This is a genomic window from Streptomyces sp. NPDC002851 (assembly GCF_053591935.1).
Window position 1 is genome coordinate 1 of sequence record NZ_JBSFUT010000010.1, and the last position, 15098, is coordinate 15098.

Sequence of the window (15098 nt, forward strand, 5' to 3'; positions counted from 1 at the left end):
TCCCCACCCCGCCCCTTCCCGAAAGCTTGCAGCAGCTTCGGGGCTGCCGCCCCGGACCCCGCCGCAGATATCGCGCTGAACGCGCTCGTCCTCAAACGCCGGCCACCCCGCCCATAAAGACCCTCCGGCGTTTGAGAGGAGCGGGGGTCCGGGGGCGGAGCCCCCGTAGCCGTCCGCAGGACTTTCGGGAAGGGGCGGGGTGGGGAAACGAAACAGCCCCGCACCCCCCGGAGGGGAGCGCGGGGCCGTCGTACGCGTACCGCCGGGCCGTAAGAGTTACCGCAGGCGCGCCATCAGGGCGTGTTCCACGAGCGTGATCAGCGTCGACTTCGCGTCCGCACGATGGCGGGCGTCCGTCGTGATGATCGGGGCGTCCGGGCCGATCTGCAGGGCCTCCCGGACCTCGTCCGGGTTGTACGGCTGCTGGCCGTCGAAACCGTTCAGTGCGATCACGAACGGCAGACCCGAATTCTCGAAGTAGTCGACCGCCGGGAAGCAGTCGGCCAGACGGCGGGTGTCCACCAGGACCACCGCGCCGATCGCGCCACGTACCAAGTCGTCCCACATGAACCAGAAGCGGTCCTGGCCGGGCGTACCGAAGAGGTACAGGATCAGGTCCTGGTCGAGCGTGATGCGGCCGAAGTCCATGGCGACCGTCGTGGTCGTCTTGTCCCCGGTGTGCGTCAGGTCGTCGATCCCGGCCGACGCGGACGTCATCACGGCCTCGGTACGCAGCGGGTTGATCTCCGAGACGGCGCCGACGAACGTGGTCTTGCCCACGCCGAAGCCGCCCGCCACCACAATCTTCGCGCTGGTGGTAGAGCGGGACGCACCGCTAGAGCTTGCGAAGTCCACTGAGCACCCTTTCGAGCAATGTCACATCTGGCTGTCCGCCGGCGTTCTCGTCGCCGCCGGGCTGGTGGATGGCCACGAGTCCGGCCTCCGCCAGGTCGGCGACGAGGATCCGGGCCACGCCGAGGGGGATGGAGAGCAGTGCCGAGATCTCCGCGACGGACTTGATCTCCCGGCACAGGTTGCAGATCCGCTGGTGCTCGGGCAACTGCCCCTGCAGCCGGTGCGGTTCGGCGGTGGTGTGCACCAGCGCCTCGATGGCGAGCTGGTACCGCGGCCTGGTGCGGCCGCCCGTCATCGCGTACGGGCGCACCAGGGGGTTGTGTGAACCGCCCGTCGGCTGCTGCGGCTCCCGGCGCCGCTGCGGCTCCACGGGCTGGATCCGCCGCGGCGCCTGCTGCCCGCCGTACGACCCGCTGTCGTACGGCTGCTGCTGCGGGTGCTGCGGCTGCTGGTGAGGCGGTGCGTAGGGCTGCTGCCGGTGGCTCGGGGAGGACGGGAAGTTGTAGCGGTTGGGCGAACCGTCACCCCGGTCCCGGCCCTGACCGGCGCCGTAGGACCAGTTGGCCGAGGACGAACCCTCTGGCGGTGTTCCGCTACTTGTCACGACTTCCTCCTCCTCCAAACACTGCCGCGCCACCTCACTGTGGGAGCCGCGCCCCGACTTTACGGCTACGGGGCGCGAAAACGCACTGTCTGATTGCTAGTTGAGAAGGCTTCCCTGCAGCTCCGCGCGGAGGTCCGGAGTCAGAACGGTGCCCGCGCGGTCGACCAGAAGTGCCATCTCGTACCCGATGAGACCGATGTCCGCCTCCGGGTGTGCGAGTACGGCGAGGCAGGAGCCGTCGGAGATGGACATGATGAAGAGAAACCCTCGCTCCATCTCCACAACTGTCTGGTTCACGCTGCCCCCCTCGAAGATCCGGGAGGCCCCGGCTGTGAGGGAGGTCAGACCGGACGCGACGGCCGCCAGCTGGTCGGCACGGTCACGCGGAAACCCTTCGGACATCGCCAGAAGGAGTCCGTCGGCGGAGACCACCACCGTGTGCGACACCCCAGGGGTGTTGTCCACGAAGTTGGTGATCAACCAGTTCAGGTTCTGCGCCGCCTGGCTCATCGGGCTCACACTAACGCTCCTGGTTGTAGTTGCCACCAGGACCGAAGCCCTGGTCGTTCGAGTCACTTCCTGCGTCGCGTCCCCGCTGGACGCCCCGGCGCAGGTTGCTCAGCCTGCCCCGGATCTCCTCGGGGGTGCGGGAGACCTGGGGGCCGCCCTGCGGGGTCTGCTCCGCCTGGCCCTCGACCAGATTGGCCCGGGGCACCCGGCGCGGCAGGCCCGACGAGGTGACCCCGCCCGCCCGGGGCTTCCGGAGCTGCTCGGCGCGTTGCCAGAGACTGTCGTTGGCGGAACGCCAATCGTCGTCACCGGCATTGCCGTCGCTCCCGGACGCCCCTGCGGGCTGCTCCTGGTCGGTACGCGGCTGTGGGGGAGTGTCCTGGCCCGTTCCGGACGGCCAGCCCTGACCTGTGGTGCTCCGTCCGCCATTGCTGCCCGCCGCGGCGGATCCGCGGCGCGGCAGACCGGCGTCGGTCATGTCATGGGCGGTGCTCGGGGCGGGAGCCTGAGGACCCTGCGGGTCGAAGCCTACGCGCTCCTGACCGCCTGCGGGAGCGTCCGGTACAGATTCCGCTTCTTGATCGAACGCGCCCTGAGCATAGTCCTGTTGACCCTGCCGCTCCTGCCAGTCTCCCTGGTGGGGGCGGCTCTCAAAGGCGCTGAACGGCTGCTGCTGCGCGTTCTGGGGCATGCCCCGGTCATCGAACGCGGGCTCCGCATAGGTGGGCTCGGGGTAGCCGCCCGCGCCCGTCTGAGCCGTATTGCCGCCCGGGTAGTCGCGCTGGTCGGGGTAGCCGCCCTGGTCGGCATAGCTGCCCTGGTCGGGGTAGCCGCCCTGGTCGGCATAGCTGCCCTGGTCGGGGTAGCCGCCGTCCTGCGGGTAACCGTCATAGCCGGCGTAGCCGTCATGACCGTCGTATCCAGGGTTCTGCCCGGCAGGTGCGCCCTGCTCGTGCCCGTAGCCCTGGTCGTACGTGGTCTGCTCGTGCTCGTACGCGCCCTGCTGTGCGGCGTAGGACGGGCGGCCCTGCTCGTCGAAGGAGCCGTGGATGTCCTGCCGCTGCTCGTCGTGGAAGAGCGGACGCCCTGGCTGGTCGGAGGTCTGGGCCTCCAGGGCGGCCCGGCGCTCCTCGCGGTGCAGCGAGCGGCCGACGGGGTCGAGCTCGGGCGAGCCCGGACCGGGGGTTCCGGCAGGACCGTTTTCGTAGCGGCTGTCGTCGAAGCCCAGCTCGGCCGCGGTGCGCAGCGGCGGCGCCTCGTACGCGCGCTGCTGCTGCCGCTGCTCCGGGATCATCTGGGAGACGGTGAACTCGCTCTCCGGCAGGTCGTCGCCGCCACCGCCGTGCGTGATCACCTCCGGCAGCATGACGAGCGAGGTCGTGCCGGCCTGCTCGCCCGAGGGGCGCAGCTGGACCCGGATGTTGTGCCGGTCCGCCAGGCGGCCGACCACGAACAGGCCCATGCGCTGGGAGATCGCGGCGTCCACGGTCGGCGGGTTGGCCAGCTTGTGGTTGATGTCCGCGAAGTCCTCGGCGGTCAGGCCGATGCCCTTGTCGTGGATCTCGATCATCACGCGGCCGTCGGGGAGCCGGGTCGCGGTGACGCGGACCTTGGTCTGCGGCGAGGAGAACGTGGTGGCGTTCTCCAGGAGCTCGGCGAGCAGGTGCACGAGGTCGGTCACGGCGCGGCCGTGAATGTCGGCCTCGGGCACGCCGGTCAGCTCGATGCGCTCGTACTGCTCCACCTCGGAGGAGGCGGCGCGCAGGACGTCGACGAGCGGCACCGGCTGGTCCCAGCGGCGGCCGGGCTCCTCGCCCGCGAGGATGAGGAGGTTCTCGCCGTTACGGCGCATACGGGTCGCCAGGTGGTCCAGCTTGAAGAGGTTCTCCAGCTGGTCCGGGTCGGCCTCGTTGTTCTCCAGCTCCGTGATGAGCGTCAACTGGCCCTCGATGAGGGACTGGTTGCGGCTCGACAGGTTGGTGAAGATCGCGTTGACGTTGCCACGGAGCAGGGCCTGCTCGGCGGCGAGCCGGACGGCCTCGCGGTGCACCTGGTCGAAGGCGCGGGCGACCTCGCCGATCTCGTCCTGCGTGGTGATCGGGATGGGCTGGACGCGGGTGTCGACCCGGCCCGGGTCGGTCCGCGAGAGCTGGTCGACCAGCATCGGCAGGCGCTGCTCGGCGATGCCGAAGGCGGCGGTGCGCAGCTGTCCCATGCTGCGGCTCATCTGGCGGGCCATGAGCCCGGCGATGAGGAAGGCGAGCAGGACGGCGGCGAGCACGATCGCGCCGTTGACGTACGCGTCCTGCTGGGCGTCGTCCGCGATCTGCGAGGACTCGTCCACGGCCTTGTCGATCAGCTGGGTCTCGATCTCCCGGTAGCCGTCGAACTTCGCGGTGATCGCGGCGTTCCACGCCTCGGGCGTGATGCCGTCCTGGCGCAGCGTGGCCGGCTTGGCGCCGCTGCCGATCTTCTTGACCATGGTGTCGATCGAGGGCGGCGCCTTGAACGGCTTGCCCTGCAGCTTGGCCTGCTTGGCGGCCGCCGCGAGCTTCTTCTTGCCCGCTTCCTGCTTGCCCTTGAGGACCTTCTTGAGGTTCTCGAAGTCCTGCTCGGTGCCCGCGGAGGTGTACTCGCCGATGGCGATGCGCTCCAGATAGGCGTACGAGGTGAACGCCGTGGTCTGGCCCTCGAGGACCGAGGGCTGCGAGGCGGGGCGGATCAGCAGGTGCGTACCGATGGAGCGTTCAAGCGATACGGCGGCCTTGGCGAGCGAGACGGCGTACACGGTACGGCCGTAGCTGGTGATGTTGCCGGTGCCGAGGCCGAGTTCGTTGGCGAACTCCATCAGGGAGTGCTGGACCTGGACGTAGCCCTCTTCGGTCTTCACCGGGTCCATGGCTCGGGTGAAGGCCGCCTTGCGCAGGGTCGCGAGCTTGGACTCGTTCTCCTTGAAGAGGTCGAGGCGGCGCTCCAGGCCCTCATCGGCGGGCATGTCCTGGATGACCTCGTCGAACTCCGCCTTGGCCACGTCGGTGGCCTCACGGACCTTCTTGACCTCGGCGGTCTCGCCCTGGCCGAGCAGCAGCGGGGCGGCGGAGAGGTCGCGCTCGTTGAGCAGCGCCTGGCCGTAGTTCTCGGCGGCGCGCACGATGAGCGCGGTCTTCTCGGCGTCCTGCGCCTCGCTCCAGGTGTCGATGGAGCCCTTCACCTGGAAGGTGCCCATGACGATGGCGACCACCACGGGTATGAGGAGGATCGCGTTCAGCCGGACCGGCACCCGCCAGTTGCGCGGAGAGAACCTGCTGCCGCCGCCGCTGGTCGGGGTGGAATCGGCCGCGGGTACCTCCGCGGGAGGTGCCGCTCCTCGCGGCGGCGGGGTGAAGTTGCCCCGCTCCAGCGGATCGGGGCTGTTCTTGCTTCGCCTCACTCGACCAACAACCTCTCGGCGTCGGCACCTACGTACTACGTTGTGCCGCTGACGTCATCTGGCCCGGGGTAACGGGTCTTCTCGCCCGTGCTACTGGGCAGTTCAGCGCATTCCAGCACGTCAGGCGGGCCTCTTCCAAACAGTGGAAAGGGCCCTTCCGGGGTGACTCAAGCCGCAGATAAAACGGGCATAAAGAGCGAGCCCCGTCAAAAGGCGGGGCAGATGTGAGCACAGGGGTACCGGTTGTATGCGAGCTGTGTCGGTGGCCACGGAATTCTCTGTCGAAACGTTATGAACACCGAAGCGGGCCGTGTCAAAGGACACAGCCCACTTCCGGCGTCCCTACGACAACTTCCGTATGTCCACGGGGACTTGAGACGCGGGCGCGGCTAGCGCAGACGCGCCATCAGGGCATGCTCGACCAGCGTGATCAGGGCACTCTTCGCGTCTCCGCGGTGTCGTGCGTCCGTCGTGATGATCGGGGTGTCAGGGCCGATCTGGAGCGCCTCGCGGACATCGTCCGGGCTGTACGGCTGGTGCCCGTCGAAGCCGTTCAACGCGATCACGAAGGGCAGGCCGGAGTTCTCGAAGTAGTCGACCGCCGGGAAGCAGTCGGCGAGCCGCCGGGTGTCGACCAGGACGACCGCGCCGATCGCGCCGCGCACCAGGTCGTCCCACATGAACCAGAAGCGGTCCTGGCCGGGCGTACCGAAGAGGTACAGGATCAGGTCCTGGTCGAGGGTGATGCGGCCGAAGTCCATGGCGACCGTGGTGGTCGTCTTGTCCCCGGTGTGCGTCAGGTCGTCGATGCCCGCGGACGCGGAGGTCATGACGGCCTCGGTGCGCAGCGGGTTGATCTCCGAGACGGCGCCGACGAACGTGGTCTTGCCCACGCCGAAGCCACCCGCCACCACGATCTTGGCGGATGTGGTCGAACGACCCGCTGCCACAGGGTCGTTAGAGCTTGCGAAGTCCACTGAGCACCCTCTCGAGCAGTGTTACGTCGGGCTGGCCGCCGGCGTTCTCGTCGCCGCCGGGCTGGTGGATGGCCACGAGTCCGGCCTCCGCCAGGTCGGCCACCAGGATCCGGGCCACACCGAGCGGCATCGACAGCAGGGCCGAGACCTCGGCCACCGACTTGACCTCACGGCACAGGTGGCAGATCCGCTGGTGTTCCGGGAGCAGACCCATCAGCTGGGCCGGGTCCGCCGTCGTGCTGACCAGAGCCTCGATGGCGAGCTGGTACCGCGGCCTGGTGCGGCCGCCCGTCATCGCATACGGACGCACCAGCGGCTGGTCGCCCTCGGGCCCGTACGGCGCGGCATGCGAGCCATACGGGTCGTGAACGGGGGGCGGGGTCATGAATCCTCCGGGCGGGACAGCAGGTTGTGGTCGTGCCGTCTGACAGGGCCGGTGGGGGGCCGATGGGGCGCTGGGCGGCCGGACGGTGGGCTGGGCGGCGGTGCGGTCGCGGATGGTGCGGCCGGGCCGGTGGTGCGGGCCGGGGCTAGTTCAACAGACTCCCCTGAAGCTCGGCGCGCAGGTCCGGAGTGAGGACGGTGCCCGCGCGGTCCACAAGGAGCGCCATCTCGTACCCGACGAGACCGATGTCGCAGTCGGGGTGCGCGAGCACCGCGAGCGACGAGCCGTCGGAGATGGACATGATGAAGAGAAAGCCCCGCTCCATCTCGACCACCGTCTGGTTGACGGCGCCGCCCTCGAAGATCCGGGAGGCCCCGGCGGTCAGCGAGGTGAGCCCGGAGGCGACCGCAGCCAACTGGTCGGCGCGATCCCGGGGGAAGCCTTCGGACATCGCGAGCAGCAGACCGTCGGCCGATACCACCACCGTGTGGGACACCCCGGGGGTGTTGTCCACGAAATTGGTGATCAACCAGTTCAGGTTCTGCGCCGCCTGGCTCATCGGACTCAACTAACGCTCCTGCTGGTGAGAGGGTCTGGGGAAGCTGCCGGTCTGGCCGGATCCGGCCTCGCGACCCTGCTGGATGCCCCGGCGCAGGTTGGTCAGACGGCCGCGTACCTCGTCGGGTGAACGCGAGACCTGAGGGCCGCTCTGAGGCTGCTGCTGCTGTTCCGCCGTACCGGCCACGAGGTTCGCCCGCGGTACCCGGCGCGGCAGACCGGAGGTGGTGACTCCGCCGGCCGAGGGCTGACGGACCCGCTCGGCCTGCCGGCCGAGCTCGTCATTGGGGGAGTTCCGCCAGGAGACCTGCCCCGGGGGAGCAGGGGGCCCGGCCGGCATCGGCGGGGCCTGCGGCGGCATCGGGGGCTGCTGCGGGGTGCGCCTGGGCGGTCCGGACGGCGCCTGGCCACCCGCCGAACGGCCGCCCTGGGACTGGCCGTTGCCGTCGCGGCGGGGCAGGCCGCCCTGCTGCGGGTGACCGTGGTCCTGCGCCTGACCGGAGGGCTGCTCCGGCGCCTGGCCGTTCTGCTGACCGTCGCCCTGCTGCCGACCGTGGAACCAGGTGGTCTCCAGGGTGTCGAACAGCGGCGTGCGGCCGTCGCCGGGACCGGCCGGGGGCAGCTCGTCGGGACGCTCGGCCTGGCCGGGGTGCGACTGCTGCGACATGTGCTGCGCGGGGCGCTGCGCGTCGGGCCCGGGCGAGTTGAAGTCGGGGCGCGCGAACTGGGCCGTGGAGCCGGGGCCCTGCTGGTCCCCGTCGTCGATCCGGGAGAGCGGCGCCGTGGTGTCCGTGTTGTCTGTGCTGGCCGTGAAGGCTGTGCTGGCCGTGATGTCAGCGTCTCGGTGCTCGCGCGGGGCGTCCACCGGGCCCGGGCGCTGCGGGCCGCCGGACTCGCCGCCGCTCGCGGGCACCCGCGACTGCGGGTTGCCGCCGGGCAGCTCGGCCCGGGGGCCGCCGCGCGGGGAGAGCTGCGGACGGTCGTCGTGGTCGCCCGCGTTCTGCGGGGTGCGCTGCTGCGGCGATACGGGCGTCCCACCGGCCGGGCCGCCGGGGGCCGCCGCGCGGTGGCCCTGCGGCCCGCCGAAGACGTCGGAACGCTGGCCACCGCTCATCGGGTCGCCCGCGACGCCGGGGGTCCGGTCCTGCGGGGGACGGGACGCCTGGCCGTGATCCTGCGGGGCCTGCTGCCCGCGTGGTGCGGGACCGCCCTGCGGCGATCCGGCCCGCGGACCCTGGCCACCGCCCTGCGCGTCCCGGGACGGCAGCGCGGCACGCGGGCCCGGGCCGCCCGTGACCTGCCCGCGCGCCGGGGCGGCACCGAGCCGACCGCCGGAACCCGCGCCGGGACCGCCCTGGCCACCGCCACCGGTCGCCTGCCGACGCGCGGCGGCGACACCGGCCGCGGCCTGCGCCGCCGCGGGGCCACCGGACGGCGCGGGCGCACCCGGCTTGCCCGGGACGGGCTTGCCGCCCTGGGCCACCTCCACGGGGAGCATGACGAGCGCCGTCGTACCGCCGGAGTCGGACGGGCGCAGCTGGATGCGGATGCCGTGCCGCTGCGAGAGCCGGCCGACCACGAACAGACCCATGCGCCGGGACACCGACACGTCCACGGTGGGCGGCGAGGCGAGCCGCTCGTTGATCGCCGCGAGGTCTTCGGGCGAGAGCCCGATACCGGTGTCGTGGATCTCGATCAGGACGCGCCCGTCGGGCAGCGCGTGACCGGTGACCTTGACCTTGGTCTGCGGTGAGGAGAACGAAGTGGCGTTCTCGAGGAGCTCGGCGAGCAGGTGCACGAGGTCGTTGACGACCCGGCCCGCGACCTCGGTGGTCGGCACCGCGGCCAGCTCGATCCGCTCGTACTGCTCCACCTCGGAGGCCGCGGCACGCAGCACGTCGACCAGCGGCACCGGCCGGGTCCACCGGCGTCCGGGCTCCTCACCGGCGAGGACGAGGAGGTTCTCACCGTTACGGCGCATACGCGTGGCGAGGTGGTCGAGCTTGAACAGCGAGGACAGCTGGTCGGGGTCGGCCTCGCGGGACTCCAGCTCGGAGATGAGCGAGAGCTGCCGCTGGATGAGGCCCTGCGAACGCCGCGACAGGTTGGTGAACATCGCGTTGACGTTGCCCCGGAGGAGCGCCTGCTCGGCGGCGAGCCGGACCGCCTCGCGGTGCACGTCGTCGAAGGCCGCGGCCACGCGGCCGATCTCGTCCCGGGAGTGCACACCGACCGACTCCACGGAGGTGTCGACGTCCTGCGGGTCGGTCTCGGAGAGCTGCTTGACCAGCTCGGGCAGCCGGTCCTGGGCGACCTTGGTCGCGGTGTCCTGCAGCCGCCGCAGCGAGCTGATCATGGACCGGGCCACCACGAAGGCGCCGACCAGGGAGACGCCGAGGACGAGCAGGATCAGCGCACCGTTGATGATCGCCTCGCGCTGCGACTCGTCGCGCAGCTCACGGGCCTGCTGCTCCATGTCGCCGAGGAGCGTCTTCTCGATCAGCGTCATCTGCTTGAGCTTGGTGGCGGCGGCATCGGACCAGTCGGGGTACGAGCGCCGCTCCAGGCTCCGCATCCCGTTGGAGTTCTTCAGGACGCGCTCGGCGTAGTTGTCCGCGTCCTTGATGACGGGGTTGCTGTCGAGCGGCTTGATCAGCTCGGCCGCGTTACCGCCGCTGGTCGAGTACGACCGCTGGAAGCTGGAGAGGTGGGACTCCTCGTTGCGCCACGCGGACAGGGCGTAGAGCCGGTCGGAGTCGGAGAGCTTGCCGTACTCGCTCTTGTTCGGCGGCAGGGCGGCGGCGATCACGGCGCGCTGGATGGACGCGTACTCCTTGGCGGCGGAGAACGCCGAAAGCGTACGGGTGCGCTGGATCATCTGCGGGTTGCTGGTGGCGAGCGCCATGTCCCGGGAGAGGCTGAGCAGCTGGTCGACCAGCTGGTTGTAGGCCGCCACCGTCTGCGAGGTGGGGGTGCCCTTCTTGTACGCGTCGCGCCGGATGTCCTTGATGGTCAGGAGCTGCGTGGAGATCTGCACGACGTTGTCGCGGATCGACTCGATGGCCTGGTCGCCGCGGGCCTCGTCGATGTCCGCGGTGCCCTGGACGAAGGCGTCCTTGGCGCGGTCGGTCTTGGTCCGCGGGCCCTTGACCGCGAAGTCGCTCGCCTTCGCGCCGTTCGCGAGGGGGCCCGCCGACTGGTCGCGCTCCTCCTGGAGCGCCGCCGCAAGCTCGGTGGCCTGCTTGGTCATGTCGGTGAGCAGCTTCATCCGGTCGAGCTGCTCCATCTCGTCCATGGAGTCGCTGATCCGGATCGCGCCCAGCGAGGTCGCCGCGACCACGGGCAGCGCGAGCAGGGAGACCAGTCGGGTCGAGATACGCCAGTTGCGCAGCGCGAGGCGTGAGCCCTCGCTCCGTGCCCCCTTGGGGGCGCTGGCCGCGCCGGCGGCGGCACGGTCGCCATCGCCGGACTGCGCCGGGGCGTCCTTGCCGCCCAGGCCGCGCTCGCTCTTGCCGCGCAGCTCCGGCTCCGCCGCAGCGCTGCCTTCCCTCTTGAAACGTCCCTGCACTAGCGTCGCAACCTCTGGACCAGGCGTCCCGCCGTACGACGGTGGGACGGTGTGTCGGCGTCTCGGGACCCGGAGGGGTCCCTGGTGGTCGTGAGTGACCGGCGCGTCTCCCCCTCTCCCACCGCCACTCGGCGCTGCGTTGCGCCCCTGCGCGCCGGTTCATACCTGCGGCGGTTTCCGGGAATTCCAGCACAGTGCTGGATCTCCAACAAGGCCCGGGTATCGGCCTGTGACCTACGTGACGAATTGTGACCGCCGTGTCACGAGACGTGTAACGCGATCCCCTTTATATCGGGCGATTTCTGGCGAGCCGGTGGTGGGTGGAGGGTGTCCCAGTCGCCATGATCAGGAGCGGAATCTGCGGTTCAGTGGCGGAATGTCTGTTCCTGCCGGGTGAGTTGAGGGCCGGAAGTGTCCGGAATGTCGGCTACCCGGTGAGCAAACTCACATGCTGATCAAGGGGAGTTCACGGCTTTCCCGGGAATTCCGATGTTTAGCCTGACGCTTTACAAGGGCGGCCCCACCGTCAACTCGCGGTAATCGCCCCCGTACACCAGCAGCACAAGCCCGAGCGAGAATCAGAGGTCCGATCCGCCGATGAAGACGACGATGATGTTCCGCAACATAGCGAACCCGCGGCGCACCACCCTGGCGCACCTCGACGCGACCGAGGAGCTGCAGCCCGCGGAACAGCAGGAGCACACGGCGGACCTCCCCACGAACACGGCCAACCCGAGGCGCACGACGCTGATCGAGGTCCCGGTGGCCGCTGCCGCCGAGTAGCCCTGGCCTGAGGCGAGAAAGAAGCCCGTCCGGCGTTTGAGGACGAGCCCGAAGGGCGACGGGGGGCGCTGGGGGCACAGCCCCCTCACGCGGCGTAAGCCGCATATCGACACAGTCGGCAACCGAGCCGACGGCACAGGTCATGCTCCGCAAGACGGCGTCCCCGCGCGCGTTAGCCTGGAGCGTCAGTTCCAGCACAAACAGCAGAGGGGCGCCGCACCGTGCGCATCGCCAGGTTCTCCCTCGACGGCAATGTCGCCTTCGGCGCGGTCGAGGGCGACATCTCTCCCGGTCAGTCTCCCGAGTCGGCCGAGGGTCTCGTCCTCGACATCATCAAGGGCATCCCGTTCGCGGACTTCGAACTGAGCGGCACCAAGGTCCCGCTCGACAAGGTCCGCCTCCTGCCGCCCGTCCTGCCGAACAAGGTCGTCGCCATCGGCCGCAACTACGCGGAGCACGCGCGCGAACTCGGCAACGAGGTCCCGGACGCCCCCGTCACCTTCTTCAAGCCGTCCACCTCGGTGATCGGCCCCGGCGACGCGATCGTGTACCCCTCCTTCTCCCAGGAGTTGCACCACGAGGCCGAACTGGCCGTCGTCATCGGCCGGATGTGCCGCGAGGTCCCGCGCGAGCGCGCCAAGGACGTCATCCTCGGCTACACCTGCGCCAACGACGTCACGGCCCGCGACGTGCAGAAGCGCGAGAACCAATGGGCCCGGGCCAAGGGCTTCGACACCGCCTGCCCGCTGGGCCCCTGGGTGGAGACGGACATCGACGTCGACGCCGCGTCCAACCTCGCCATCCAGTGCACGGTCAACGGCGAACAGCGCCAGCTCGGCCGTACGACGGACATGGTCCGGTCCATCGAGGACCTGATCGTCCACATCACGGAGGCGATGACGCTGCTCCCCGGCGACGTCATCCTGACCGGCACCCCCGCGGGTGTCGGCCCCCTCACCGTCGGCGACGAGGTCGCCGTCACCATCGAAGGCATCGGCACTCTCACCAACAAGGTGATCAAGCGTGGCTAACGCGAACGTCCGCGTACGTTTCTGTCCCTCGCCGACCGGCAACCCCCACGTGGGCCTGGTCCGCACCGCCCTGTTCAACTGGGCCTACGCCCGGCACACCGGCGGCTCCCTGGTCTTCCGCATCGAGGACACCGACGCGGCCCGCGACTCCGAGGAGTCGTACGAGCAGCTCCTGGACGCCTTCCACTGGCTGGGCTTCGACTGGGACGAGGGCCCCGAGGTCGGCGGCCCGCACGCCCCGTACCGCCAGTCGCAGCGCATGGACCTCTACAAGGACGTCGCACAGAAGCTGCTCGACGGCGGCTACGCCTACCCGTGCTACTGCACCACCGAGGAACTGGACGCCCGCCGTGAGGCCGCCCGCGCGGCCGGTAAGCCCTCGGGCTACGACGGCACGTGCCGCACCCTCACCGCCGAGCAGATCCAGGCGTACGAGGCCGAAGGCCGCTCGCACATCGTGCGCTTCCGCATGCCCGACGAGCCGATCACCTTCACCGACCTGGTCCGCGGCGAGATCACGTACCTGCCGGAGAACGTCACGGACTACGGCATCGTCCGCGCGAACGGCGCCCCGCTCTACACGCTCGTCAACCCACTCGACGACGCCCTGATGGAGATCACCCACGTCCTGCGCGGCGAGGATCTGCTCTCCTCCACGCCGCGCCAGATCGCCCTCTACAAGGCCCTGATCGAACTGGGCATCGCGAAGGCGGTCCCGGAGTTCGGCCATCTTCCCTACGTCATGGGCGAGGGCAACAAGAAGCTCTCCAAGCGCGACCCGCAGAGCTCCCTCAACCTCTACCGCGAGCGCGGCTTCCTGCCCGAGGGCCTGATCAACTACCTCTCGCTCCTGGGCTGGTCGTACTCGCCCGACCAGGACGTCTTCTCGATCAAGGACCTGATCGAGAAGTTCGACATCGCGGACGTGAACGCCAACCCGGCCCGCTTCGACCTGAAGAAGGCCGAGTCGATCAACGGCGACCACATCCGGATGCTGGACGTCAAGGCGTTCACGGAGGCTTGCGAGCCCTGGCTGCAGGCCCCGCACGCCCCCTGGGCCCCGGAGGACTTCGACCGGGCCGCCTGGGAGGCCATCGCCCCGCACGCCCAGACCCGCCTCACGGTCCTCTCGGACATCACGGCCAACGTCGACTTCCTCTTCCTGCCCGAGCCGGTCGAGGACGAGGCGTCCTGGACCAAGGCCATGGGCAAGGGCGACCCGGTGGCACTGCTCACCACGGCCCGCGCCAACCTGGAGGCGGCGGACTGGACGAGCCCGGAGTCCCTCAAGTCGGCCGTCCTCGCGGCCGGAGAGGAGCACGGCCTCAAGCTCGGCAAGGCCCAGGCCCCGGTCCGCGTCGCCGTCACGGGCCGCACGGTCGGCCTGCCCCTCTTCGAGTCTCTCGAAGTACTGGGCAAGGAAAAGACCCTGAAGCGCATCGACGCGGCTCTGGCCAAGCTCGCATAAAGCCTGTCCGGCGTTTGAGGACGAGCGCGTTCAGCGCGATACGGGGGTCCGGGGGCGGAGCCCCCGAAGCGGCTGCAACCACGCGGCGTTAGCCGCATGTCGACACAGCCGGGAAGGGGCGGGGTGGGGAATCAACCCCCCCACCGCGCCCCTTCGGCGTACCGTCGGCCCATGCCGATCAAAGCCGTGCTCTGGGACATCGACGACACGATCTTCGACTACGCCACCGCGGACACCGAAGGTATGCGCGCCCACCTGGAGGCGGAGGGCACCCTCGACCGGTACGGCACCGCCACCGCCGCCCTGACCCGCTGGAAGCGGATCACCGACCGCCACTGGACCCGCTTCGGCACCGGCGAGGTCGACTTCCTCACTCAGCGCCGCGACCGCGTCCGCGACTTCCTGGAGCGCTCGCTCACCGACGCCGAGGCCGACGACTGGTTCCACCGCTACCTCGCCCACTACGAGGCCGCCTGGGCCCTCTTCCCGGACACCGTGCCCGCCCTGGATGCCCTCGCTGCCACCCACCGACACGCGATCCTGTCCAACTCCGCCGCCTTCCAGCAGGAGCGCAAGCTGCGCACCCTGGGCGTCCGCGACCGCTTCGAGGCCGTCCTGTGCGCCGCGGAGCTCGGCGTAGCCAAGCCGGCCGTCGAGGCGTTCCTCGCTGCGTGTACGGCTCTCGGCCTCGCCCCCGAGGAGATCGCGTACGTGGGCGACCAGCCGGAGATCGACGCCCGCGGCGCCCGGGACGCGGGCCTGCTCGGGATCTGGCTCGACCGCAGTGGCACCGGTGCCCAACTCCCGGGCGGCGTACACCGGATCACCGGCCTCGACGAGCTCCCCGAGCTGTTGCTCGCCGATACCCGTTTTGGAGCGCCGTCCACCTTCGGGTAATGTTCTTTCTGCGCCGCTCGCGGGGCCCACGG

At 70.1% G+C, this 15098-nt stretch carries 12 protein-coding genes; 4 read left to right on the forward strand and 8 right to left on the reverse strand.

Annotation, left to right across the window (positions count from 1 at the left end):
* Window positions 1-276: 276 nt before the first annotated feature.
* The 8 genes from ACWD10_RS13005 to ACWD10_RS13040 form a co-directional block, all read right to left on the reverse strand.
* Window positions 277-855 (reverse strand): GTP-binding protein, encoded by a 579-nt coding sequence (locus tag ACWD10_RS13005; RefSeq protein ID WP_451090077.1) that lies wholly within the window; start codon window positions 853-855, stop codon window positions 277-279.
* Window positions 836-1459: a DUF742 domain-containing protein gene (locus tag ACWD10_RS13010; protein ID WP_451090079.1), complete on the reverse strand. Its 624-nt coding sequence runs from the start codon at window positions 1457-1459 to the stop codon at window positions 836-838. Before ACWD10_RS13010 ends, ACWD10_RS13005 begins: the two co-directional genes overlap by 20 nt.
* Before the next feature lie 96 nt (window positions 1460-1555).
* Entirely contained in the window at window positions 1556-1969 is a 414-nt protein-coding gene (locus ACWD10_RS13015; RefSeq protein ID WP_451090396.1) for a roadblock/LC7 domain-containing protein, read from the reverse strand.
* A gap of 10 nt (window positions 1970-1979) precedes the next feature.
* Window positions 1980-5399, reverse strand: a complete 3420-nt coding sequence (locus ACWD10_RS13020; protein ID WP_451090081.1) for a nitrate- and nitrite sensing domain-containing protein — start codon at window positions 5397-5399, stop codon at window positions 1980-1982.
* 389 nt (window positions 5400-5788) lie between these two features.
* Window positions 5789-6376: a GTP-binding protein gene (locus ACWD10_RS13025; protein ID WP_451090083.1), complete on the reverse strand. Its 588-nt coding sequence runs from the start codon at window positions 6374-6376 to the stop codon at window positions 5789-5791.
* Window positions 6357-6761 carry a DUF742 domain-containing protein gene (locus ACWD10_RS13030; protein WP_451090085.1) on the reverse strand — a complete coding sequence of 135 codons (405 nt, stop codon included), beginning with the start codon at window positions 6759-6761 and terminating at the stop codon, window positions 6357-6359. Before ACWD10_RS13030 ends, ACWD10_RS13025 begins: the two co-directional genes overlap by 20 nt.
* Window positions 6762-6906: 145 nt before the next feature.
* Window positions 6907-7320 (reverse strand): roadblock/LC7 domain-containing protein, encoded by a 414-nt coding sequence (locus ACWD10_RS13035; protein WP_311727850.1) that lies wholly within the window; start codon window positions 7318-7320, stop codon window positions 6907-6909.
* Window positions 7321-7329: 9 nt separating this feature from the next.
* Window positions 7330-10887 carry a nitrate- and nitrite sensing domain-containing protein gene (locus ACWD10_RS13040; RefSeq protein ID WP_451090087.1) on the reverse strand — a complete coding sequence of 1186 codons (3558 nt, stop codon included), beginning with the start codon at window positions 10885-10887 and terminating at the stop codon, window positions 7330-7332.
* 597 nt (window positions 10888-11484) lie between these two features.
* On the opposite strand from ACWD10_RS13040, the gene ACWD10_RS13045 reads away from it, so the two are divergent.
* The 4 genes from ACWD10_RS13045 (at window position 11485) to ACWD10_RS13060 (ending at window position 15066) form a co-directional block, all read left to right on the forward strand.
* Window positions 11485-11670 (forward strand): hypothetical protein, encoded by a 186-nt coding sequence (locus ACWD10_RS13045; RefSeq protein ID WP_451090089.1) that lies wholly within the window; start codon window positions 11485-11487, stop codon window positions 11668-11670.
* A 221-nt stretch (window positions 11671-11891) separates the two neighbouring features.
* The gene (locus ACWD10_RS13050; RefSeq protein WP_451090091.1) at window positions 11892-12701 is read left to right on the forward strand and encodes a fumarylacetoacetate hydrolase family protein; all 810 of its coding nucleotides are present in this window, start codon (window positions 11892-11894) and stop codon (window positions 12699-12701) included.
* Complete coding sequence (gene gltX, locus ACWD10_RS13055) at window positions 12694-14169, forward strand: glutamate--tRNA ligase (protein WP_451090093.1); 1476 nt, start codon at window positions 12694-12696, stop codon at window positions 14167-14169. The genes ACWD10_RS13050 and gltX overlap by 8 nt, the downstream gene beginning before the upstream one ends.
* A 171-nt stretch (window positions 14170-14340) precedes the next feature.
* Window positions 14341-15066: an HAD family hydrolase gene (locus tag ACWD10_RS13060; RefSeq protein ID WP_451090095.1), complete on the forward strand. Its 726-nt coding sequence runs from the start codon at window positions 14341-14343 to the stop codon at window positions 15064-15066.
* Window positions 15067-15098 lie beyond the last annotated feature (32 nt).